Genomic DNA, 22344 nt, shown 5'->3' with positions numbered 1-22344 from the left:
CATTAAAAAGCGCTTTCCCCCGGGCCGCGCCCGCTTTCCTCATTTAACGTTAAAGTGTAGTGAAATCAAGTTCTTCAGGTTTTGCGCGGTTCACTGCGACCTTTTGCGGTTTATTTTGCGGCTTTTTGCTGTATTATGCCGCTTATTGCGTCAATTTGCGGAGTCCCTCGCCATGCATAAGCTCGCGCGACAAAAACACATCCTTGACCGGCTGAGTGAAACCGGTCAGCTGAGCATCAGCGAACTGGTTGATGCGCTGCAGGTGTCGGCCGATACCATACGCCGGGATCTCAGTGAGCTGGAAAACCAGGGGGTACTGCAGAAAAGCCACGGCGGCGCCATCGCGCTTAACGTCCCGGCGATGACGCGCCAGGGAAGAAACGCCCTGCTCCCCGGAACGAAACAGCGTCTGGGCCAGAAGGTCGCCGCGCGCATCCCCTCCGGCTCGACGCTGTTTCTCGACGCCGGCAGCACACTGCTGGCCGTCGCTACCCAGCTGAAAGGCCCCATGACCGTGATCACCGCTTCGCTGGATATCGCCCAGCTGTTCAGCGACCGCGCCGATATCCAGCTTATCCTGCTTGGCGGCCAGTGGGACAGTGAACAGCGGCTGTTCGCCGGCAGCGCCACGCTGTCGCTGGTGGCGCGCTACCGCGCCGATATCGCGATTCTCGGCGCCTGCGCGTTGCATGCCGAACTGGGCCTGAGCGCCAGCCAGGAGGCCGATGCGGACGTAAAACGCGCCATGCTCGCCGCCAGCGCGGAACACTGGCTGGTGGCGGACCATACCAAAGTCAACCATTGCGAACCCTGGCTGGTGGCTGGTCTCAGCGACATTCACCATCTTTTTCTCGATCGTCCCTGGCCTGAGCTGGGGGATGACCCTGTCCTCTCTGTACATATTGCTGACGCTTAACAACGTGGAGAACCTGATGAGTAACAACACGATAAATATCGCCCTGATTGGCTATGGCTTCGTCGGTAAGACTTTCCACGCGCCGCTTATCCGTTCGGTGCCGGGCCTGAACCTGGCCTTCGTCGCCTCGCGCGATGAAGAGAAAGTCAAACGCGACCTGCCGGACGTCACGGTGATCGCTTCCCCGGAAGCGGCGGTCCAGCACCCGGATGTCGATCTGGTGGTTATCGCCTCCCCCAACGCCACGCACGCGCCGCTGGCCCGCCTGGCGCTGAACGCCGGCAAGCATGTGGTGGTGGACAAACCCTTTACCCTTGATATGCAGGAGGCCCGGGAGCTGATCGCCCTGGCGCAGGTTAAACAGCGGCTGCTTTCCGTCTTCCATAACCGCCGTTGGGACAGCGACTATCTCGGTATCCGTCAGGTTATTGAGCAGGGCGCCATCGGCACGGTGAAACATTTTGAGTCCCATTTCGACCGGTTCCGCCCGGAAGTCCGCGTCCGCTGGCGCGAGCAGAACGTCCCCGGCAGCGGCTTATGGTTCGATCTGGGGCCGCACCTGATCGATCAGGCGCTGCAGCTGTTTGGTCTGCCGCAGTCGGTACAGGGCAATATCGCCACCCTGCGCGACGGCGCGGAGGTCAACGACTGGGCGCATGTGGTCTTAAACTACCCGGCGCATAAAGCGATCCTCCACTGCAGCATGCTGGTCGCGGGGGGCTCCTCGCGCTTCACGGTGCATGGCGATAAAGGCAGCGTTGTCAAAGCGCGGGCCGACCAGCAGGAGAGCCAGCTGCTGGCGGGTGTGGTGCCGGGAAGCGCCGGCTGGGGCGAGGATGAGGATGGGCTGGTTATCTATGACGCCTCGCTGCAGACCCAAACCCAGCCTACCCCGCCGGGCGATCAGCGCCTGTACTATATGCAGATCCGCGACGCGCTGAAGGGCCTGATCGCCAATCCGGTGCCGCCGGTGCAGGCGCTGGCGGTGATGGCCGTCCTGGAAGCGGCGGCGCGCTCTGCAGAAAGCGGCGTGGCGCAGACCCTCGACCTGACCGACGACGAGCGCAACGCGCTGCGCTAAGCCTGTCGCTACTCCGGTTATCTGCGCGGCCCGCAGGTAACCGGATCGCCACCCCGACTGTAGAAATAATCACTGCCTGTCAGCAGATTATCCTTTCTTTATCCTGCGTTTTTGCCTAAAGCACCGCTGGAAATTTCAGCCAATTGGGAGGAGGATAGAGAACAGATCGATCGTGATGAGAACAAGGTTGCTGACGCTGTGGACGCGGTGACCGCAATACCGGACAGGAGAAGCTCATGTACTACACGTTAGGAGATACCACTCTCCATTTTTATCGCTATCAGTGCAAATTCTACGTCGCCCACTGGGAAGGAGGGAACGTGATGGACGAAAAATTTAAACCGTTTATCGAGCAGATCACTGAGAAGACCGGGCTGGACGCGAAGCGCGTCGAGACCGCCGCGCGCGATTATTTTACTAACGTGGATTAACAGGCAGCCTGTTGCGGTATACCGAAGGCCAGGCCGACGCGCCTGCCGTTGATCTCCCCCCTTCCGCCGCCACGGCCCTCATTCCCGCTGGCGGCTCTCCTTCCCCACCGGCGATAAACAGGATAACGACCAGCCAGAACCCCAGGCTGTCTGCCCCACGCTTTTGTCAATTTCCAGACCGATAACGTGAGATGTCATTTATCGTAATTATCTATTTCCCCGTGATTTTTAGTCGAAACAATATCGCCCTGCCGCCAGGCAGGGCGTCGGCGACTACCGCTCCTCCAGCGCCGCCACCGGCTCCGGCGCGCTTTTCCTGCGCAGCAGATAGCCTGCGGCAAGGATCAGCAGCCATACCGGGATCAGGCAGACGGAGATGCGGATGTCCGGGGTCAGATACATCACCACGAGGATCCCGGCGAGAAACAGCAGACACAGCCAGTTTGTCAGGGGATAGGCGAAACTCTGGAAAGCCGTTACCTTCCCGGCCCGCTGCATGGCGCGGCGGAACTTAAGATGAGTGATGCAGATCATCGCCCAGTTGATGACCAGGGCGGCCACCACCAGGGCCATCAGCAGGGCAAAGGCTTTCCCGGGCATCACATAGTTAATCACCACGCAAAGCGCCGTGGCGACGGCGGACACCGCCAGGGCGGTCAACGGGATCCCGCGGTGGTTCACCCGCAGCAGCGCGCGCGGGGCGTTGCCCTGCTGAGCCAGGCCGAACAGCATCCGGCTGTTGCAATAGACGCAGCTGTTGTAGACCGACAGCGCGGCGGTAAGCACCACCAGATTGAGGGCGTTGGCCACAATATTGCTGTCAATGGCGTGAAAGATCAGCACAAAGGGGCTTCCCCCTTCCACGACGTTCCGCCACGGGTAGAGTGACAGCAAGACCGCCAGCGACCCCACATAAAAAAGCAGAATACGGTAGATCACCTGGTTGGTGGCTTTGGGAATGGTTTTATGCGGTTCGTCGGCTTCCGCCGCGGTGATCCCCACCAGCTCAAGCCCGCCGAAGGAGAACATGATCACCGCCATGGCCATCACTAAGCCCGTGATACCGTTAGGGAAAAATCCCCCGTCCTGCCACAGGTTGGCCACCGTCGCCGCCGGCCCGCCGTGACCGCTAAATAACAGATAGCAGCCAAAGGCGATCATGCTGATGATGGCGGCCACTTTGACAATCGAGAACCAGAACTCCAGCTCGCCATACACTTTGACGTGCGTCAGGTTGATGGCGTTGATCGCCACGAAGAAGATTGCCGCCGACAGCCAGGTGGGTACCTCCGGCCACCAGTACTGAATATAGATCCCCACCGCCGTCAGCTCCGCCATGCTTACCAGCACGTACAACACCCAGTAATTCCAGCCGGACATAAACCCGGCGAAGGGCCCCCAGTAGCGGTTGGCGAAATGGCTGAACGACCCCGCCACCGGCTCCTCTACCACCATTTCGCCAAGCTGACGCATGATAAAGAAGGCGATAACCCCGGCGATGGCGTACCCCAGCAGGACCGAGGGGCCTGCCATACGGATCGTTTGCGCGATACCTAAAAACAGTCCGGTGCCGACCGCCCCCCCGAGGGCGATCAACTGGATATGGCGGTTTTTCAACCCGCGCTTTAACTGATGCTCTTGCTGCGTTGTCATCTCTGACCTGCCCCTGTCTGTAAAAAGTCACTTTCGCCGGTAGCAACTTTCAGGCCAGTGGATCGTCGCGGAGCGTCAGACCAAAACTAATCCATTGAATGATATTGAAATATTATTTTCCAGTTCGTTCTGAAAGCTGGTCATCGCGCCGCTGACCTGGCGCATAACGCGCGAAAATTGGCCAGATGACGCACAGATCATGAGAAAACAAGTGGCTTAATGCATGATGCTGACCCGTTTTGGTGCATCCGGTTTGCCGCCGTCGGGTCAGGCTTCACGCCAGGCAAAAAACTGTTAGGCTGGTAGCCACTTTTACGTTCCGCTAGTGGCCACTATGTACAACATCGACGACTATGATCTGAAAATTCTTACCCTGCTGCAGGCCAATGGCCGTTTGACCAATCAGGAGCTTAGCGAGCTTATCGGCCTGTCCGCTTCCCAGTGTTCGCGCCGCCGTATCGCCCTTGAACAGGCGCAGCTTATCCTCGGCTACCATGCGCGTCTGGCGCCGGATGCCGCCGGGCAGGAGATGCTTGGCCTGATTGAGGTGCGCCTGCTGAATCACACCCCACAATGCGTGGAGAGCTTTCATCAGATGCTCAGTGAAGTGGACGCCATTCTGGACGCCTGGAAAACCACCGGCGACGCCGATTATCTGCTGCGGGTAACGGTCCCGGACCTGCCCGGACTGAGCCATTTGATCAGCCATATTCTGGCGCAAAATAAAGGGGTGGCTCATCTGAAAACCGCCGTCGTGCTCAACCGCCTGAAGGAGAACGGCCAGCTGATGCCGGGCACGCCCTCGCTGCGCTGAACCGGAGCACAGTGCCCTGCGCTGGTGCAGATGCGGGGCCAGTCAATGCGTGATAAGCAGTAAATTCGCACAACTTACGCATTTCATAACCATTATGCGCACGACCCGTGCGATTTTCTCTTTCCGACAGAACAACAGGTTAGGCTAAACCACGGCTATTTTTTCCGCAACCAATCGCCCGGGCACGCTCCTCTGGTGCGATTTTTGCAAACAAGAGCTTATCCTTGTTAACGAAAAGATAGTGCTTATTTATGGATAACGTCCTTTCCCCTGAAAAACTGACCCACACCTGGCTGGAGGATGCCCTGGCGCTGCTGTTCGGCACGCTGATGATCTCCTTTGGCATTATCCTGTTTCGCCAGGCCGGCGCCCTGACCGGCGGGACGGCAGGCATGGCCTTTCTGATCCACTACGCCACCCACCTGCCGTTCGGCGTGGTTTTCTTCGCCATTAACCTGCCCTTCTACTGGCTCTCCGTCCGGCGGATGGGCGCCGCCTTCACGCTGAAAACCTTCTGCGCGGTCGGACTGGTGTCGCTGTTCTCCGACCTGCACGGCTACTTTATCCATGTCGATCGCCTGAACCCCTATTACGCCACCCTCTTCGGCAACATCATGGTTGGTATCGGCTTTGTGGTGCTGTTCCGCCATAAAGCGAGCCTCGGCGGCGTCAATATTCTGGCCCTCTATCTGCAGGATAAAAGCGGCATCCGCGCCGGTAAATTCCAGATGGTGGTGGACGCCTGCATCGTCACCGCCTCGCTGTGGGTGGTTAGCCTGCCGATGCTGCTGGTCTCTGTCCTCGGCGCCGTGATTTTGAATTCGATTATCGCCATGAACCACCGCCCAGGACGCTACGCGGTGTAATGGCTTCACCTTTAACGGTCATTTCAGGAGTAACCACTGTGTTCCAGAACGTTGACGCCTACGCGGGCGATCCTATCCTGTCGCTGATGGAGGCCTTTCAACAGGATCCCCGGGCAGACAAAGTTAACCTTAGCATCGGGCTGTACTATAACGAGCAGGCCATCATTCCTCAGCTGGAGGCGGTCCGTCAGGCCGCTGACCGGCTGCAGAGCCAGTTGCACAAGGCCAGCCTCTATCTGCCGATGGAGGGACTGGCTCCCTATCGCCGCGCGGTCCAGACGCTGCTGTTTGGCGAACATCATCCGGCGTTGCGTGCCGGACGCATCGCCACCATCCAGACGCTGGGCGGTTCCGGCGCGCTGAAGGTGGGTGCTGATTTCCTCAAGCGCTACTTCCCCGACTCCGCGGTCTGGGTCAGCGATCCAACCTGGGAGAACCATGTGGCCATCTTTGCCGGGGCGGGTTTCGAGGTGCATACCTATCCCTGGTTCGACAGCGCCACCCGTGGGGTCAATTTCCCCGCTATGCTTGCCGCCCTCCAGCAGCTCCCGCCGCGCAGCATCGTGCTGCTCCATCCTTGCTGCCATAATCCGACCGGGGCCGATCTCGCCCCCGAGCAGTGGGATCGGGTGATTGAGGTGTTGATCGCCCGGGAGCTGATCCCGTTCCTCGATATTGCCTACCAGGGTTTTGGCCGCGGGCTGGATGAAGATGCCTATGCCATACGCGCCATCGCCAGCGCCGGACTGACGGCGCTGGTCAGCAACTCGTTCTCGAAGATTTTTTCACTGTACGGCGAGCGTGTCGGCGGCCTGTCGGTGGTCTGTGACAACGCCGATGCCGCCGGGCGCGTGCTGGGCCAGTTGAAAGCCACCGTGCGCCGCAACTACTCCAGCCCGCCGGGGTTTGGCGCCCAGGTGGTGTCGCAGGTGCTCAACGATCCCGAGCTGAATGCCCTGTGGCAGGGGGAAGTGGAGGCCATGCGCACCCGCATCAGCGCCATGCGCGTCGCGCTGGTGAAGGCTCTGCAGGCAGCCCTGCCGGCGGTGGATTTTTCCTATCTGCTGACCCAGCGCGGCATGTTCAGTTACACCGGCTTTAGCGTCGATCAGGTAGACGTTCTGCGTGAAGAGCATGGCATCTATCTGATTGCCAGCGGTCGCGTCTGCGTGGCCGGGCTCAACCACGGCAATATTGCGCGGGTAGCCAGCGCCTTCGCCGCGGTCTGCGCACGCTGATCCGCTTTCCCGCTGGCCGGGGCAACCCCGGCGCGGTATAGCAGTTATTCGCGACGCAGTCGGCGAGCCAGGCGGGTGCCCAGCGTCTGAATAAGCTGGACAATAACAATCAGCACCAGGGCGGTGGTGAGGGTGGCAAAGGCGTCGAAACGCTGATAGCCGTAGGTGATCGCCAGGTCGCCGATCCCGCCGCCGCCCACCGTTCCCGCCATGGCGGTCGCGCCAAGCAGACCGATGGTCGCGGTGGTAAGGGCCAGAATCAACGACGCCGCCGCCTCCGGCAGCATGAAATGCCAGACGGTCTGCAGAGGGGTAGCGCCCATGGCGTCTGCGGCCTCAAGGATCCCCTCATCCACCTCCAGCAGCGAGCTCTCCACCAGCCGGGCAATATAGGGGGCGACAAAAACGATCAGCGGCACGATGGCCCCCGCGGTGCCGATAGTCGTGCCCACCAGCAGCCTGGTGAAGGGCAGGATCACAATCAGCAAAATGATAAACGGCAGCGAGCGCAGCACGTTAATCAGCGGATTCAGCGCCTGATGCACCACCGGGTTGGCCACGATGCCGCCAGGACGGCAAACCACCAACACAATTCCCAGCGGGACGCCAAGCAGCGCGCCAAAGCCCAGTGAGATGGCGACCATAATCAGGGTATCATGCAGCGCCAGCAGAAACTGCTCGCCGGTAATGGCGGTATCAATTAGATCAAACATGGATGATTTTCACTCCTGCGTCGGCCAGATGGGTGATGGCGCGTTCGGTTTCGTCAGGCTCGCCGAGGAGTTGCACAATCATAAATCCCAGTATCCGGCCCTGAACTTCGGACATGCTGGCAAACAGGATATTCACCTCGACAGCATACTCGCGGATCAGGCGGTTAATGATCGGCTGCCGGGCCGTCGCGCCGATAAATTCGAGGCGTAAAGCCCGGGCGCCGTTGTCGCGTTGCAGGAGCGACGCCACCCGCTGCGGCAGACGATCGTGCACCACCGACTGCACAAAACTGGCGGTGACCGGATGCTGCGGCTGGGCAAAGAGATCGAAAACCGTCCCCTGCTCAACAATGCGCCCGGCCTGCATCACCGCCACCTTGTGACAGATTGTCTGGATCACTGACATTTCATGCGTAATCAGCACAATGGTGATGCCATAGCGGCGATTAATCTCCTGCAGCAGCAATAAGATCTGTACCGTAGTATGGGGGTCGAGCGCCGAGGTGGCTTCATCGCACAGCAGCACCGACGGGTTGGTGGCCAGCGCCCGGGCGATACCGACCCGCTGCTTTTGCCCTCCCGACAGCTCATTCGGGTAACTGTGCATTTTGTCGCTCAGGTCGACAAACGCCAGCAGCTCCGCAACCCGCGCCTGGATAAAGGCCTTGTCGCGTCCCTGCAAAATAAGCGGGATAGCGATGTTATGAAATACCGTTTTCGAATTCAGCAGATTAAAATTCTGAAAGATCATGCCGATATCTTTTTTGATCGCCTGCAGGCGCTGGCCGCTGCAGTCCTGGAGCGACTCACCGTTCAACACCACCTCGCCCTCACCCGGCGTTTCCAGACGATTAATCAGCCGCAATAAGGTGCTTTTTCCTGCGCCGCTATAGCCAATAATGCCGAAAATATCGCCCCGGCCGATACTGAGATTAATATCCTGCAGGGCCAGAACCGGATGCCCTTTTCTGTTAAAGGTTTTACTGACATGGCGAAATTCTATCATCGCGTTATTCATTTTAAATAATCAGGCAGCAGGTAACCATCATACTGCGGATGGCTGAGAATATATTTTTTGAAATCGGCAGAGTGATAGCCGTCGATGATATCTTTGGCAAACTGCGCCTTCTGATTTTTACCGGCAACGGTCACAACGTTAATAAAATGGCTGGTGGCGGCTTCCAGCTTTAATGCCGAGGTAAGCGCCATGCCGCTGGAGACGGCGAAATTGCCCTGAATCAGGCCATAGTCGACGTCCGGCAGCGCGCGAACCTGCTGGGCATTGTCCATCTCCTTAAGCACGATGTTATAGGGGTTGGCAACGATATTACGCTGCGAAAAGGTGGCGGGATCGCTGTCCGGTTTAATCTTCACCCAGCCGAGACTTTCCAGCACCAGAACCGCGCGATATTCGTTCGACGGCTGGTTTGGCACCGACACCACCGTGCCAGCTGCCGGGGTGCCCAAGGTCGTCAGCTTGCCGCCGTACAGACCCATCGGCGGCGTGGGTACCTGCACAATGCCGACGTTATCGATCCCCAGTCGCTCATTGATCGCTTTCAGGTATACCGGATGCTGCATAATATTCGCTTCGATATCGCCGCGAGCTACCGCGTCATTGACCTGAATACCGTCGCTGAAATCTTTATATTCGATTTTATATCCTTTACTCAATAAATAGGGGGCGACCCCTTTTTCAAACTGCTCTTTATACGGCCCGGGGTTAAAGCCGATACGAATAATTTGATCGGCGGTGGCGTAAAAGGAGGTAGCGGATAACAGGGCGAGCGTCATTCCGAGCGCAACTGACTTGTTCATAAGGTATTTTCCAGGAAGGTTGGCGATATTGAGCGATTAAATCACAGCCGAAAGCGGGTTGTAAGCCAGAACGCCGGATTTCCTTTTGCTTATTCCTCATAAACTTTTGCCATCCCGACATATCCTAAAAACAATAATCCTTTGCATATATTGTTATTTAGCCAGGCGCAATAAATCCCTTAAAGATGGCAGATTATTGATAACGTAAACCGGGAAAATTATGCCTGATTTCGCTGCTTCACCGCTGGTGAACGCCCTGGAAGAGAATCTGTTCAGCCTGCTGGAAAAACTGGCCGCGGAGGTCAACACCGACGCGCTGCCGTTGATCGACCTCTCCAGCGGCAGTCCGGATCAGCCCACTCCGCCGGAAGTGATTGACTCGCTGCAGAGCGCCATTCATCGTCGTGAAAACCATGGCTACCCGTCGTTCTGGGGCAAGCCGCAGGTCCGCGAAGCGATCGCCCTTTTTTATCGCCGCCAGTATGATGTGGAAATCGATCCGCACAGCGAAGTCGCGGTATTTCAGGGCTCGCATATCGGTATTGGCGGCATCCCGCGGGCGCTGCTCCGTCCCGGACAATACCTCATCTCCACCGATCCCTGCTATCCCATTTACCGCTCAGCGGCGCTGCAGTCCCAGGCGGCGTTTTATGGCCTGCCGCTCAGGGCTGAGAATCAGTTCCTGCCGGATTTTAACGACCTCCCTCGGGAGGTGGCTGACAAGGCCGGGCTGGTGGTGCTTAACTATCCACATAACCCCACCGGCGCGCTCGCCACGCCGGCGCTGTTCGCCAGCGCCCTGCAGTTTGCCCGCCGTCACCAGGTGCCGATCCTGCATGATTTTGCCTATGCGGCCATCGGCAGCGCGGCCAGCGATGCGCCGCTGAGCCTTTTCTCCCAGCCCGACGCGAAAGCGTGGGGAGTGGAGACCTACACCTTCTCCAAGACCTTTAATATGGCCGGCTGGCGCTTCGGCTTCGCGGTCGGCAACGCCTCGATTATCCGGGCGTTTAAAAAACTGCACACCCACAGCTACAGCACGGTGTTTGGCGCCATTCAGGATGCGGCGATCGCCGCGCTCAGCCTGCCGGCAGAACGGATTGCGCAGCTGACGGCGGTGTATCATCAGCGCCGGGAGTGGGTTCTGCGTCGACTGGCCGCACTGCGCTGGCCGGTTCGTGCCGCACAAGGTACTTTCTTCCTCTGGCTGAGCGTGCCGCCCGGGTACCGTTCACAGGAGTTTGCCCGCCTGCTGCTGCAGGAGGCGCATATTCTGGTGGCGCCAGGCACTGGTTTTGGCGATGGGGGGGAAGGGTTTATTCGCATCAGTCTGACGGCTGGGGACGACGGGCTGAGCAAGGCGCTGGACCGTCTCGCCCGGCTGGCGCTGTTTTAGCGCCTGCCTCGCGGAGTCGTTACACCTTCAGGTAGCCCGCCATGCGTTGAATACGCGCGGCGGAATAGTCATAGCAGGCGCTGGCGGGTTTACCCAGTACGCGATATTTGGCGCCATTGTAAAAGGCGGTCTTATTCTCCTCTTCCAGAAAGCGCCGGGAGACGGTGTCGCTGAAAATACGGTCGCCATCCGACTGCGGCTGATAGCGGCTGGATTTGACGCTCTCCCAGGCCACGCCGATCGGCTTATGGTCATAGCCGGTCATACAGAACAGCCGGTTGGAGGCCAGCAGATCGGCCTCGATGGTTTTAAATTCCGCCGCCGTACGGCACAGGTCATGCTTAACAGGCAGGCCGAAGCCCATAGGTAAATTGTCATTATTCAGGCGATCCCAGAGAGTTTCCTCCATTCTAAGCGGCTGAAAATTCTGGACGTTCACTTTCACCTATCGTTGCCAGCAAAATCCGCAAAATAATTTACACTCAGACTCCTCGTGCGTTGTCTTAACGACCTGCAGGCCTTCCCTGCGCAGCTCATCCGCCGGGCCTGATACCGAGACGCCGGCGGGAAGGATATAGTCGTCTTTAACGATTAAACGCCCAGCGGGTCCCGCTGGCCAGCGCCCGCTCGAAGGCGGGACGGCCGGGGCCCGCCAGCCAGCCGGCGAAGGTGTGCAGCTGCGGGTGCAGCTGGCGCAGGGCGTCGAGGTCGGCGTGCCCCGCCAGCCGCCCGTCGTCCACCAGCCCGGTCAGCTTGTGCAGAAAAGGGCTGGCGGCCAGCACCTCGTCGGAAAATCGCGAATAGGGGATCGGCCGTCCCGCCGCCGCGGAGAATAACGCCTCCAGCTGACGACCAGTCACGCTGTCGCTGGCGATCTCGAACGTCTTGCCGGCAAACCGCGCCGGCGCGGCAAAAATCGCTGCGACAAGCTGGCCGATATCCTCCACTGCCAGCACCTGCATCCTCCCCTCCGGCAGCATAAAAAAGTGAAAATGACCTTCATCAAGGCCAAAACCGGGCATCACCAGCAGCTCCATAAAGGTGGCGGGCCGCACGATGGTCGCCGCCAGCGGCAGGCGGTGGATATGCCGCTCAATCGCCGCTTTGGTGTCATAATGCGCTACGCCGGTCGGCGTCTCCCCCGCCGCGCTGCCGGAGCTGTACACCAGATGCTTCACCCCGCACTCGACGGCAAGGTCGGCGATGGTTATCCCGTAGCGCACCTCCTGCTCATCGGTTACCGTCCCGCCCGGCGAGCTGGGCTGCACGCTGAAGACGCCGTCGACCCCGGCCATCGCCGCCCGCATTGCCGCCCGGTCTTCAAAGGCGCCCACGACCAGCTCCGCTCCCCGCGCCGCCAGCGCAGCGGCCCCGGCGGAGAAAGGATCCCTGACCAGCGCCCGCACCCGCCAGCCGCGGTGCAGCAGCGCCCGCGCCACCGAGCCGCCCTGCTGGCCGGTGGCGCCAAAAACCAATACGCTCTTGGCATTATTCATCAGCGTTCCCCCTTGTCAGCAGATCGTTGTCCGGCGTCTCGCCAGCGATACTCCCCTGGCCTGTCCTCCTCCAGCCAACCGCAGGAGGGTCCGGCGAAATGCCCGGTGAACCATTGGGCATGATGGCTTGCGCACCACGCCATCATCTCGCGTCGCGAGCGTTCCGCCTGCCGGGGATCGCCGCAGAACGCCGAGCTCCAGTGCGGATGGGTAAACTGGCGCGGGGAATGAAGAAGATCGCCGGAGAAACAGGCGTAGTCATCGCCAGAGGAGAGGATCAGCGCGGCATGGTCCGCACTGTGGCCGGGGGTAGGGATAAAGGCGATCCGTCCGCCGACCAGCGGCCTGGCCGCCACATCCACGGTCTCCAGCTGGCCAGCCTCGATCACCGGCAGCAGGCTGTCGAGCCACAGCGCCCGGTAGCGTTCGCTGTTCTTCACCCGCGTGAGCTCTTTTGCCGAACACAGGTAGCGCGCGTTGGGAAACAGCGGCGCCCAGCGATCGTCCCGCCAGACGGTATTCCATCCGACATGGTCGGTGTGCAGGTGGGTCAGTAGCACCAGGGTCACCTCCTCCGGGTTCACTCCCGCGGCGCGGAGATTCTCCAGATAGGGCGTATTAAGTTGATGATAGAGCGGATTGCCGCCGCGCTCCCGACCATTGCCGGTGGCGGTATCGATAACGCTCAGATCGTGGGGAGTCTGTACCACCCAGCTGTGGATTGACAGCGCGATTGGCTGATTATCGGCGTCCGCCTCCGTCACAGGGAACGCCGCGGGATAGAGCGCCGCCGACTGCAGGCTAATCTCGCGCTCCGGCACTTTGAATATCAGGCTGTCGCCTGTCTGGTAAGTTTGCATCACTCCCTCCGCGCGCATTGCGCTGGTTGATTTACCGGGGTGATATTCACTATGCTGCCGGGATAACCCACATTCAAATTGATTATCATAATGAAGAAAATCATTGAAAATGATTTTAGTCGTATCGATCTGAATTTGTTGACGGTCTTGATGGTGCTGTACCGCGAAGCCAGCGTTACCCGCACCGCAGAGGCGCTGCATCTTGGCCAACCCGCCATCAGCGGGGCGCTGAAACGGCTGCGCGAGATGTTTGACGATCCGCTGTTCGTGCGCAGCGCCAGAGGCATGCTGCCGACCCCGCGGGCGCAAGCGCTGATGACCGAGCTGCAGCCGCTGATGGAACACCTGCATTCGGCAATGTTTGGCGCCGGGGAGTTTTCCCCCGCCAGCGCGCAGCAGCTTTTCCGCGTCGGTCTCAGCGACTGGAGCGAACACTGGCTGATGCCCCAGCTGTTACCCGGACTGATGCAGGAGGCGCCCGGGGTGTCGCTCCAGACACTCGCCGCCGACCCCTTCCAGGTACGCCAGCTGCTGGAGGCGGATCGCATTGATGTCGCGGTGTCCCTCAACAAGCAGAGCCGCGGGGAGATCGTCAGCGAACCGGTGATGAGCATGGGGGTGACCACCCTGTGGTCGCCGCAGCAGATCCCCTGCCGCGGGCCGTTGTCGGTGGGCGATTTCGTCGCCTGGGAACATGTGATGGTGGCCTATCGCGAAACCGGCCACGGGGAAATAGATCGCCAGCTCGCCAGTCAGGGACTCGCGCGGCGCGTGCGCTTCGCCACGCAGAATTTCTCCACCTTTCCCCTCCTGCTGACCACCCTGCCGCTCTTCGCCACCGTCCCCCAGGGGCTGGCGCAACGCTGGCAGGCGCAGTATGCGCTGCGCGCGGACGCTCCGCCGGTGGCCTACCCGGAATTTACCCTGTGTATACTGCGCCACAAACGCCGGGCGCAGGATCCGGCGCTGAACTGGCTGATAGAGAGGATAAAACAGGCCATGCGCGGACCATAGCGGTAGCGAATACCACCGTCATCAGGCCTCGCTGAGCGGGGGTTGCAGAACGCGCCTGCTCCAGTCGTAAAACGCGCGCACCGCCGGCGGCAGATAGCGGTTTTGCGGATAGACCAGCGACAGGGGAAGATCAGCCGCGGCCTGCTCCAGACAGGCGACCAGCGCGCCGCTCTGCAGCCAGGGTTGCGCCAGATAGCTGGCGACGCGGATCAGGCCCAGCCCCTGAACGCCGGCCTGGATATAGGCATCGGTATCGTCGACCACCAGCGTCTCCTGCATGCGGATCGCGCAGTCGCCGTCATCGAGGGAGAAAAGCCAGTCGATGGTCCGCCCGGTACGGTGGTTCAGGTATCCCACCGCCCGGTGCTGGTGCAGATCGTCAATGCTCTGCGGCCGGCCGTGGGCCGCTATCCAGGCCGGCGAGGCGAGGACCATCCAGCGGTAGCGGGCCAGAGGGCGCGCCACCAGGGTGGTGGAATCTTCGATTTGCCCGGTACGGATCACGCAGTCGAATCCCTCCTGGATGATATCTTCCACGTTGTCGCTTGAGCAGAGGATCAGCTCCAGGTCGGGATACTGCTGCAGAAACTCGCCGATCCTCGGCAAAACGCAGTGCCGGGCGAGAGATTGCGGCATCCCCACCTTGAACCGCCCGGCGGGCTGGGCCGAGCGGCCGGGAAAGGAGGCTTCCATCGCCGTCATTTCGGCCAGCAGCCGTTTACACTCCTCGTAATACCGACGCCCCTCCGCCGTCACGCTGAGCTTGCGGGTGGTGCGCTGAAGAAGCTGCGCCCCAAGCCAGGCTTCCAGCTCCTTCACTACCCGCGACACCGTTGAGCGCGGCTGCCCCAGCGCCTCCGCCGCCCGGGCGAAGCTGTGGGCATCCACAACCGCAACATACAACTGCATGGCATCCAGTCTGTCCATTTTGTGCTCCCCCGGTGGTTATTATCCCATTATGACGAACAGTCTAACCCGAAATCCTGTTCTTATCGAATGATGCCCTCCCCCCTACACTGAGCATGTAGCCAGTGAATATAAGGCTTAACTGAGCAAGGAGTTAAAATGAAAACTGATGATATTAATCTTGAGGAAAAGGTATTAGTTCTGGGAGCGGGACAACTGGGAGCCGCCGTACTGGATGCGCTGGTGCCAGCGGTGATCCAGCGCCAGGGCGCGGTCTCGGTGATCGTCTCGCCGGCGGCCTGGGATGAAACCGGCCAGCTGCGTTCGGCAAGCCACCGGGCGCTGGCCGACGCCGGGGCCGACTTTATCGCCGTCGACATCGCCGGTCGTTCACTGGAGACCCTGACCAGGGCTTTTCGCGGGTACAGCACCGTGATTAACTGCATGGGCTTTGTCGCCGGTCCGGGGACGCAGCTGAAAATTACCCGCGCGGTGCTGGCCGCCGGAGTGCCCCGCTATTTTCCCTGGCAGTTTGGCGTCAATTACGATGTGGTCGGCAAAGACAGCGGCCAGCCGGTCTGGGACGAGCAGTATGATGTCCGGACCCTGCTGCGCGCGCAGCAGGCCACGGAGTGGGTCATTGTCTCCACCGGCATGTTTACCAGCTTTCTCTTCGAGCCAGACTTCGATGTGGTGAATTTATCCAGCCGAACCCTTCACGCCCTTGGCAGCTGGGACACCCAGGTGACCGTCACCTCGCCGGCGGATATTGGCCGCCTGACCACCGCGATTTATCTGCATCAGCCGCGGATCGTCAACGAGGTGACGTTTGTTGCCGGCGAAACGACCTCTTACCGGCAGCTGGCGGACACCGTGGAGCGCGTGACGCAGCAGACGTTCAGCAAAGCCGTTCACACCCTGCCCGCCCTGCTGGACCAGCTGCGGACAGACCCGGATAACGCCATGCTGCGCTATCGCGCCGCCTTCGCCCGGGGGGATGGCGTGTGGTGGCCGATGGGCGACACCTGGAATACCCGCCACCATCTGCCGACCCAGGACATTGCCGGCTGGCTGCAGGCCGCGCGCTGATTTTCTCTCACAGGACAGAATGACGATGAACAAGCTGATTCCACTGATCGTATTGAGTTGCCTGCTGCCGCTGGCGGTCAACGCCAGGACCCTCACCGCCACCGGCGATACCCTGGATCACGCGGAAAGCAAAATTCGCCAGCAGGCCGCCCGCGAGGGCGCAACCGCCTATCGGATCATTGAGGCGCGAATGGGTAACAAAGTGCACATCACGGCGACACTCGATAACTGAACCACCGCTATCCAGCTCAGGGAGGAGCCGCCGCCAGCCCGCGCGCCAGATCAGGCGCTCATTCTTTCCCGTCGACGGTCGCGGCCCGGCGGCGCGCCGTACAGGCGAGCGTATTCCCGGGTGAACTGCGACACGCTGATATAGCCCACTTCGCCGGCCGCCTGCGCAATGCTCATCCCTTCCGCCAGCATCAGGCGGCGGGCGTGGATCAGGCGCAACTGCTTCTGAAACTGCAGCGGCGACAAGGTGGTCATGGCGCGGAAATGACGGTGAAAGACCGAAACGCTCATCCCGGCAGCGTCGGCCAGCGCGTCGACGCTGACTGGCTGCATAAAATCCCGGCGCAGCACCGCCACCGCCCGGCGGATCCGAGCAGAATGGCTGTCTGCGACGCCCAGCGCCCGGATGGCCGCCCCGTGAACACTCTGCAATAGCCAGTAATGCAGTTCCCGCCGCAGCCCTTCGCCTAACACCGCCAGCGCCCCCGGTTGATCAAACAGTCTTGCCAGCCGATAAGCGGCGTCCGTCACGTCGGCATTCATCGGTTCGATACCGACGCGGGGCGCCTCATCCGCCCCTGACGGTCCCACCTCCTGCAGCTCGCGCAGGATAGCCAGATCCAGCTCCAGCACCAGCGCGTAATAGGGAAAACGCTGACTGGCCTCGGTGATCTGGCTGGTGGTGGGGACATCCGCGGCGATCACCATCGCCTCCCCCGGACCATAGTCGAAACTTGCCAGGCCGGTGGTCACGCTTTTGCGCCCCTGCAGCAGCATGGCCACCAGCGGCCTGGCGATGGCCGCCTGCAGATCGCCGGGGTGCAGGGCCCGCACCAGAGTGATGCCGGGAACCGGGGTAACCGCCACCCCGCTGCTATCGACATGAGCATCGGCATACCGGCGGCAGAGAGCGAAGAGTTCGTCGCGCATAAGATCCTTTCAGGCAAGTTTTAAAGCCTCAGTATGCGCTATTTCCCACCAGAAGAGAGGGTATTGAGAGGAATGGGCAAAAAATAACAAGGATTGGGCAACCCGGTCTGGTAGGCACCCCCTATTGTAAGGACTCCACACACCAGAGAGGATCGAACATGACTAAGATTGCACTTATCACCGGCGCTAACCGCGGCCTTGGCCGTCAGACCGCACTGGATATCGCCCGCCAGGGTGGGGACGTCATCGTCACCTGCCGCGGCAATATTGAACAGGCGGAAGCGGTGGTGGCCGACATTCACGCTCTCGGCCGCAAGGCCATCGCCCTGCCGCTGGATATGGCGCAGACCGCCAGCTTTCCGGCCTTCGCCGACAGCCTGCGCGCTGCGCTGGGCAGCGTCTGGGGACGGGACACCTTCGACCATCTGATCAATAACGCGGGACACGGCGAATTTGCCCCGCTGGCCGAAACGCGCGAGGCGCAGTTCGACGGGCTGTTTAACGTCCACGTTAAGGGGGTGTTTTTCCTCGTTCAAACCCTGCTGCCGCTGCTGGCTGACGGCGGACGGATCGTTAACTTCTCCTCCGGACTGACCCGCGTCTCTTATCCTGGCTTCTCCGCCTACGCCGCGGCCAAAGCGGCTGTGGAGATGCTGAGCGTATACATGGCCCGCGAGCTGGGCGGGCGCGGCATCACCGTCAATACCGTCGCCCCCGGCGCTATCGCCACCGACTTTGGCGGCGGACTGGTGCGGGACGACGCGGGGGTTAACGCGCAGTTTGCCGCGATGACGGCGCTGGGACGGGTGGGCGTTCCCGAGGATATTGGGCCGATGATCGCCAGCCTGCTGCGCGACGATAACCGCTGGGTGACCGCCCAGCGGATCGAGGTATCGGGCGGACAGACCATCTGACCAGTCAGGCCAGGCTGTCGATCGCCATAAAAAAGCGGTCTTCGGTGAGAATCTGTCGCGCCTCCGGGGACTGGCGCGCCTGACGGATCAACCAGCCGCCGTCCGGGGCCAGGCTCAGATAAAACACCTCCCGGGAGCCCGCCCCGCCAGGTGTCTCAAGGCTCAGGGTCACGACCCCCTTTTCCACGCCATCCCACAGCTGCTGCGGCACGATATTGACGCTGCGCTCGCCGTTTTGCAGGCGGAGAGTGGGGATATCGTAGCGGCAGATGCCGCTATTGAGGCTGTAGCCAAGGGTGCTCAGATCGTGGAGGTGGCGGGTCGAAACCACCACCTCGATGCCCGTTCCGTCAAACCACTGATTCACCTGCCGGGCGAGCGCCGCCATCTGCTGGCGAAACATGGCGATATCCGCGGCGGCCGCCCCATCGAAGGTGGTTGTCCGCGGCGGATTTTGCTGGTGCTGTAGTTTCTTAAAAAAACGCTCCCTCGCTGTCACGTTATCTCCCTGTGCTGTGATGAAACCGGTGAGGCTGGATGAGGATGGTTACCGCCAGTTCGCTGGTTAACGAAGATTACGGGCCAATCGCCACGATGGACCCGCCGCAGAAATTTGTTTTCGACGTTACTTCGCCGCTTCAGGCCTGAGCCTTAGCTGGTTAGTTTCGGCGGTAAAAATGCGTGGCTTGTCAGGATCCAGTTCCTCACGCGCCAGCACCTGCTTCCAGGTATTTCTTTCTGTATCCGGATGGCGGAACAGGCCGACAACCGCCACGAACTTCGCCTGCGTTTCCAGCGGCATATTGAGACTGGCGTCCCCTCCGGGGTTGATCACTACGTCGCGACTGGCGAGGAGATCGGCGGCGAGCAGAATATCCCCCTCCTCCAGCAGCTGCTGGTAAACCAGCCGGTCAAAGGTCCGGCGATCTTTAAGCTGATAGATGCGCACCACCACCGGTTCGGAGAGCGAGTGATTCTCTCTGGCATCGGTGTTGAGCGCTTCGCGCGCCGTAAAATCCAGATGCAGCGTATTAATTTGCTTATAAAAAACGGCGTTGAAGGCGGATTTTGTTCCCTCCGTGACGCGCTGGGTGAGCCCGCATCCGCTCAGGCAAAGCGCTAGCAGGGACAGCAGGCAGGCGGTTTTAATTAAACTTATACGTAACACGTCGGTTTCCTTGCGATGAGGTGGCAGGCTGCAGGCCGGTATAGGTGCCCAGTTCGGTGGTAAATGTCTGTGGGATATCATCCTGACTCTCACCCTCTCCAGCGCCCAGCACGCCGTTCATACCAAGCCAGAACGGTCCGTCCCCCAGCGGCGGGACAGTCAGCAGTCGGGTCGGCGCGGTCAGGGTGATTCTGGCCCGGAATCGCCAGCCCAGATACACCCGCAGCAGGATGAGAAAGTCCCGAAACAGCGGGCCATCAGGCTTCCAGCCCTGCGCCTCCTCGGGATTATCGGTGATAAGGGCGACGAGGAGCTGGCTACTGCTGTCCATCGCTTCGTCACCCAGCGGGGTATTTCCGTCCAGTAAGAAGTCGTCATCGCCGTAAAAGCCCAGCGGCTGGCTGACCGCCACCGGACGCAGGCAGTAAGGGCTCACCCTGACGGTGGTCTTCGGGGCCAGCAGCGTGACCAGCGCCTGGATCCCCTGCTGAGTTTTGCCCGGCTGACGCAGCACGCCAGTCAGCGCCAGAAAGCGCGACGCTGGCGAGGCGATATGCCGCGTCGTGCCGGGGATGCCCAGCCCCGCCAGACCCAGCAACGACTGTGACAGGCGGTCGGTACCGCCGGGCTCAAAGGTGGCGGGCCAGCAGTATTTCCGCCAGAGGCGGTAATACTGCGTGATAATCCGGTGACTGAAGATATCCAGCAACCCCTGCAGCGCTTCATGCCCTTCCCTGCGCTGGGCGATATCATCGAGCCAGGCCGTCGGGAGCGGCGAATCGACACCGTACAAGCCCATAAAGGTGGTGCGAATGACCGGCGGCCCGCTGTCATTGGCCTCATCGTATTCCACGGCTCTGAGTTCGCTGGCGGGGAATCCCATCCCCGGATGCGGATAAAAACGTACCGGATCGTCAGCCGGATGGCTGGTCGCCCCCATCAGCGGTTTATCGGGGTGCTGTCGTTCCAGAAGCTGACAAAAGCGGTAAAAATTGATCCGCGGCAGGTCGGCCTCCAGACGCGGCATCAGCCGGGAATGCGTCGGCTGTGCTTCTCTTCCCATTCCAGTCGTTCTCCGGTTGGTTGCAGAATGATAATCAGGCGGTTGAACAAGTAGATATCGGTGTAGAGCGCAAAGAAGCGGCTGAGCATCTCGCCAAACAGGCATATATCGCCTCGTCCGGCAAAGCCGTGGCTGTCGAGGGTGACTTCAATCTGCACGCCGCGCACCAGATGGCCCTGTGCAAAGCGCTCTGTTGCGCGGTGCTTCACGTCGAGGATGGCTTCCAGACGCCGACGATTCATCTCGCTGTCGGTCCATTCATACAGCGCCAGGGTGCCGCGCAGGACTTCAGCGTTGTCCATCAGGGAAAGAAAACTGCTGCCCAGATGGCTCAGCACCCGCCAGTGAAAACGATCCTGGGCAGGGGGATAGCACGGGAGCGTCGGCGCGCAGAGGTTACGAACCGCGACGCTGGCCGAGGTGGTTTTCATCACCGTATCGAGCACGGTGCTCTGCAGCGCACGACGCGGAAGCTGGCCGTTGGTTCCGGTGAGGGTGAGCGACAGGCTTTCATCTTCCGGTACGGTATGATTGTCAAAGGCTTCCCCGCCGACGATAAGCCAGGTGTTATGCAACCCGGAGGGGCCACGGCGCACCCGGGTATGATAGTAATAATCAGGCGCGTCATGACGCATCATGCCGCCTTTGTGACGAAAGCTTGAGAACGGCGCGTAAGCCTGTTGGCTCGAGGAGATCACGGAATCGACGGTGTAAATTTCAGTGTGGCCGTCCTGCACGCGCAGTGGGCGCAGCAGGTATTCTGTCTGCAGGGAATTGATGGTCAGCGGATCGGACTCCAGCGGGAACAGGTTTATCGCCGGTACGCAGTGCAGGCGCAGCTGCTTTTCGCTGAAGCGGAAGTCATGTTCCCAGCGTTCCGCCAGCACGACGTCGATCTCAAACCACGCCATCCCGGCCGGGAAAGCCACCGTCTCCAGCCCGCGCAGGTCGATGAACATGAACTTTTCACGGAAGGTAAAATACTCCAGCAGCAGCTGGTAGCCGCGAAAACTGCGGCCATCTTCGGGCCAGAGGCCGTCATCCTCGCCAAATCCCAGCGCGCTGAAATACCCGTCCAGCGGCTTTCTGTCCTCCTCACCGGGTACGCGCAGCCACATCCTGGCCACATTGAGGGTAAAAGCCTCGTGCATGGCGCAGGCCAGCGGCGCATCGGCGTTGCAGTAGAGCGGGATATGGCTGAGATCGATCCGGCGCCAGTCCGTCAGGCTGCTGCAGTTAAAGCGCAGCGTGATCACCGACCGGCCATCCGTATCGGTGGTCAGCTGAGCGCGCTCCAGGGACAACGGCTGCAGAGCGATCGCTTTGGTGGTGGTGTACCGACAGCGCGTGCCCTTTTCACCGATCGGCCGGGAAAGCACTTCAAAGCCTTTGGCCATCGTCATCGGCTCTTTCATTTCCTGCCAGTCGGGGGTGAATTCCACGACCGACAGGGAAGGAATGGTACGTAAATAATGTGGCCACAGCAGACTGACCACGCCTTCGGTGAGTTCGGGCAGGTCGTCATCAAGCTTCTGGCGCATGCGGCCCATCAGGAAGGCAAAACCTTCAAACAGACGCTCGACAAAGGGGTCGCGGGCGCCCGCTTTGTCAAGATTGAGCATTGCCGCCTGCTCAGGATGAGCGCGGGCAAACTCTTCACCCGCTTCCAGCAGGTAGCGCATTTCAGCGTCGTAATAACGCAGGGTTAAATCGTCCATAAGTCACCAGAAGAAGTAATAGCTTTCAG

The 22344-nt window shown here is 60.5% G+C and carries 24 protein-coding genes; 11 read left to right on the top strand and 13 right to left on the bottom strand.

What is annotated here, in order from left to right:
- Positions 1 to 172: 172 nt before the first annotated feature.
- The 3 genes from ABLU95_RS25980 (at position 173) to ABLU95_RS25970 (ending at position 2428) form a co-directional block, all read left to right on the top strand.
- A complete protein-coding gene (locus tag ABLU95_RS25980; RefSeq protein ID WP_348880518.1) occupies positions 173 to 916 on the top strand; it encodes a DeoR/GlpR family DNA-binding transcription regulator in 744 nt (247 codons plus the stop codon).
- The gene (locus tag ABLU95_RS25975) at positions 879 to 1997 is read left to right on the top strand and encodes an oxidoreductase (protein WP_348880517.1); all 1119 of its coding nucleotides are present in this window, start codon (positions 879 to 881) and stop codon (positions 1995 to 1997) included. Before ABLU95_RS25980 ends, ABLU95_RS25975 begins: the two co-directional genes overlap by 38 nt.
- Before the next feature lie 236 nt (positions 1998 to 2233).
- Positions 2234 to 2428, top strand: coding sequence for a hypothetical protein (locus ABLU95_RS25970; protein ID WP_004203980.1), 195 nt, complete (start codon positions 2234 to 2236; stop codon positions 2426 to 2428).
- A gap of 273 nt (positions 2429 to 2701) precedes the next feature.
- On the opposite strand, the gene ABLU95_RS25965 is transcribed toward ABLU95_RS25970, so the two are convergent.
- On the bottom strand, positions 2702 to 4081 hold the full coding sequence (locus tag ABLU95_RS25965; RefSeq protein WP_348880516.1) for an amino acid permease: 1380 nt from the start codon (positions 4079 to 4081) through the stop codon (positions 2702 to 2704).
- 334 nt (positions 4082 to 4415) lie between these two features.
- Between ABLU95_RS25965 and ABLU95_RS25960 the strand changes: the two genes are divergently transcribed.
- The 3 genes from ABLU95_RS25960 to ABLU95_RS25950 all read left to right on the top strand — a co-directional run bounded on the left by ABLU95_RS25960 (position 4416) and on the right by ABLU95_RS25950 (position 6999).
- Positions 4416 to 4895 (top strand): Lrp/AsnC family transcriptional regulator, encoded by a 480-nt coding sequence (locus ABLU95_RS25960; protein WP_023289419.1) that lies wholly within the window; start codon positions 4416 to 4418, stop codon positions 4893 to 4895.
- 251 nt (positions 4896 to 5146) lie between these two features.
- Positions 5147 to 5761, top strand: a complete 615-nt coding sequence (locus tag ABLU95_RS25955; protein ID WP_004176405.1) for a YitT family protein — start codon at positions 5147 to 5149, stop codon at positions 5759 to 5761.
- 38 nt (positions 5762 to 5799) lie between these two features.
- Positions 5800 to 6999, top strand: a complete 1200-nt coding sequence (locus ABLU95_RS25950; RefSeq protein WP_065882194.1) for an amino acid aminotransferase — start codon at positions 5800 to 5802, stop codon at positions 6997 to 6999.
- Positions 7000 to 7043: 44 nt separating this feature from the next.
- Here ABLU95_RS25950 and ABLU95_RS25945 read toward each other — a convergent pair whose 3' ends face one another.
- From ABLU95_RS25945 to ABLU95_RS25935, 3 genes are read right to left on the bottom strand one after another with little or no spacing between them, the layout of a single operon-like run.
- Positions 7044 to 7712, bottom strand: a complete 669-nt coding sequence (locus ABLU95_RS25945) for a methionine ABC transporter permease (protein ID WP_044522560.1) — start codon at positions 7710 to 7712, stop codon at positions 7044 to 7046.
- On the bottom strand, positions 7705 to 8718 hold the full coding sequence (locus ABLU95_RS25940; RefSeq protein WP_243805617.1) for an ATP-binding cassette domain-containing protein: 1014 nt from the start codon (positions 8716 to 8718) through the stop codon (positions 7705 to 7707). The genes ABLU95_RS25945 and ABLU95_RS25940 overlap by 8 nt, the downstream gene beginning before the upstream one ends.
- 8 nt (positions 8719 to 8726) lie before the next feature.
- Positions 8727 to 9530, bottom strand: a complete 804-nt coding sequence (locus tag ABLU95_RS25935; protein WP_048334944.1) for a MetQ/NlpA family ABC transporter substrate-binding protein — start codon at positions 9528 to 9530, stop codon at positions 8727 to 8729.
- A 220-nt stretch (positions 9531 to 9750) separates the two neighbouring features.
- Between ABLU95_RS25935 and ABLU95_RS25930 the strand changes: the two genes are divergently transcribed.
- A complete protein-coding gene (locus ABLU95_RS25930; RefSeq protein ID WP_348880515.1) occupies positions 9751 to 10926 on the top strand; it encodes an aminotransferase class I/II-fold pyridoxal phosphate-dependent enzyme in 1176 nt (391 codons plus the stop codon).
- 19 nt (positions 10927 to 10945) lie between these two features.
- Here ABLU95_RS25930 and ABLU95_RS25925 read toward each other — a convergent pair whose 3' ends face one another.
- From ABLU95_RS25925 to ABLU95_RS25915, 3 genes are all read right to left on the bottom strand, one after another.
- A complete protein-coding gene (locus ABLU95_RS25925; RefSeq protein ID WP_348880514.1) occupies positions 10946 to 11335 on the bottom strand; it encodes a hypothetical protein in 390 nt (129 codons plus the stop codon).
- Positions 11336 to 11510: 175 nt separating this feature from the next.
- Entirely contained in the window at positions 11511 to 12422 is a 912-nt protein-coding gene (locus tag ABLU95_RS25920; protein WP_348880513.1) for an NmrA/HSCARG family protein, read from the bottom strand.
- Complete coding sequence (locus ABLU95_RS25915) at positions 12422 to 13285, bottom strand: MBL fold metallo-hydrolase (protein ID WP_348880512.1); 864 nt, start codon at positions 13283 to 13285, stop codon at positions 12422 to 12424. Before ABLU95_RS25915 ends, ABLU95_RS25920 begins: the two co-directional genes overlap by 1 nt.
- Positions 13286 to 13372: 87 nt before the next feature.
- Here ABLU95_RS25915 and ABLU95_RS25910 point away from each other — a divergent pair, with 87 nt between their 5' ends.
- On the top strand, positions 13373 to 14296 hold the full coding sequence (locus tag ABLU95_RS25910; protein ID WP_087827675.1) for a LysR family transcriptional regulator: 924 nt from the start codon (positions 13373 to 13375) through the stop codon (positions 14294 to 14296).
- A gap of 21 nt (positions 14297 to 14317) precedes the next feature.
- On the opposite strand, the gene ABLU95_RS25905 is transcribed toward ABLU95_RS25910, so the two are convergent.
- The gene (locus tag ABLU95_RS25905) at positions 14318 to 15223 is read right to left on the bottom strand and encodes a LysR family transcriptional regulator (protein WP_065882180.1); all 906 of its coding nucleotides are present in this window, start codon (positions 15221 to 15223) and stop codon (positions 14318 to 14320) included.
- Between the two features lie 138 nt (positions 15224 to 15361).
- Here ABLU95_RS25905 and ABLU95_RS25900 point away from each other — a divergent pair, with 138 nt between their 5' ends.
- Both ABLU95_RS25900 and ABLU95_RS25895 read left to right on the top strand, forming a co-directional pair.
- Positions 15362 to 16291 carry an aromatic alcohol reductase gene (locus tag ABLU95_RS25900; protein WP_243805613.1) on the top strand — a complete coding sequence of 310 codons (930 nt, stop codon included), beginning with the start codon at positions 15362 to 15364 and terminating at the stop codon, positions 16289 to 16291.
- A 25-nt stretch (positions 16292 to 16316) separates the two neighbouring features.
- Entirely contained in the window at positions 16317 to 16523 is a 207-nt protein-coding gene (locus ABLU95_RS25895; RefSeq protein ID WP_032452602.1) for a DUF1471 domain-containing protein, read from the top strand.
- Positions 16524 to 16573: 50 nt separating this feature from the next.
- Here ABLU95_RS25895 and ABLU95_RS25890 read toward each other — a convergent pair whose 3' ends face one another.
- A complete protein-coding gene (locus ABLU95_RS25890) occupies positions 16574 to 17452 on the bottom strand; it encodes an AraC family transcriptional regulator (RefSeq protein ID WP_064154719.1) in 879 nt (292 codons plus the stop codon).
- 158 nt (positions 17453 to 17610) lie between these two features.
- On the opposite strand from ABLU95_RS25890, the gene ABLU95_RS25885 reads away from it, so the two are divergent.
- The gene (locus ABLU95_RS25885; protein ID WP_032452600.1) at positions 17611 to 18366 is read left to right on the top strand and encodes an SDR family oxidoreductase; all 756 of its coding nucleotides are present in this window, start codon (positions 17611 to 17613) and stop codon (positions 18364 to 18366) included.
- Positions 18367 to 18370: 4 nt separating this feature from the next.
- Here the strand turns inward: ABLU95_RS25885 and ABLU95_RS25880 are convergent, their stop codons facing one another.
- The 4 genes from ABLU95_RS25880 to tssF all read right to left on the bottom strand — a co-directional run bounded on the left by ABLU95_RS25880 (position 18371) and on the right by tssF (position 22315).
- Entirely contained in the window at positions 18371 to 18865 is a 495-nt protein-coding gene (locus ABLU95_RS25880; RefSeq protein WP_065805945.1) for a hypothetical protein, read from the bottom strand.
- A gap of 126 nt (positions 18866 to 18991) precedes the next feature.
- The gene (tssJ, locus tag ABLU95_RS25875) at positions 18992 to 19534 is read right to left on the bottom strand and encodes a type VI secretion system lipoprotein TssJ (protein ID WP_065882168.1); all 543 of its coding nucleotides are present in this window, start codon (positions 19532 to 19534) and stop codon (positions 18992 to 18994) included.
- A complete protein-coding gene (gene tssG / locus ABLU95_RS25870) occupies positions 19512 to 20597 on the bottom strand; it encodes a type VI secretion system baseplate subunit TssG (protein WP_348880511.1) in 1086 nt (361 codons plus the stop codon). The genes tssJ and tssG overlap by 23 nt, the downstream gene beginning before the upstream one ends.
- Complete coding sequence (tssF, locus tag ABLU95_RS25865; protein ID WP_243805608.1) at positions 20561 to 22315, bottom strand: type VI secretion system baseplate subunit TssF; 1755 nt, start codon at positions 22313 to 22315, stop codon at positions 20561 to 20563. The genes tssG and tssF overlap by 37 nt, the downstream gene beginning before the upstream one ends.
- Positions 22316 to 22344: the final 29 nt, after the last annotated feature.

Origin of the sequence: Klebsiella sp. GG_Kp146, from assembly GCF_040061975.1 — a bacterium.
In the GTDB taxonomy this organism is placed as follows: domain Bacteria; phylum Pseudomonadota; class Gammaproteobacteria; order Enterobacterales; family Enterobacteriaceae; genus Klebsiella; species Klebsiella quasipneumoniae.
Note: the sequence above shows the minus strand (reverse complement) of the source record. Positions and strands in the feature narration are given on the sequence as shown.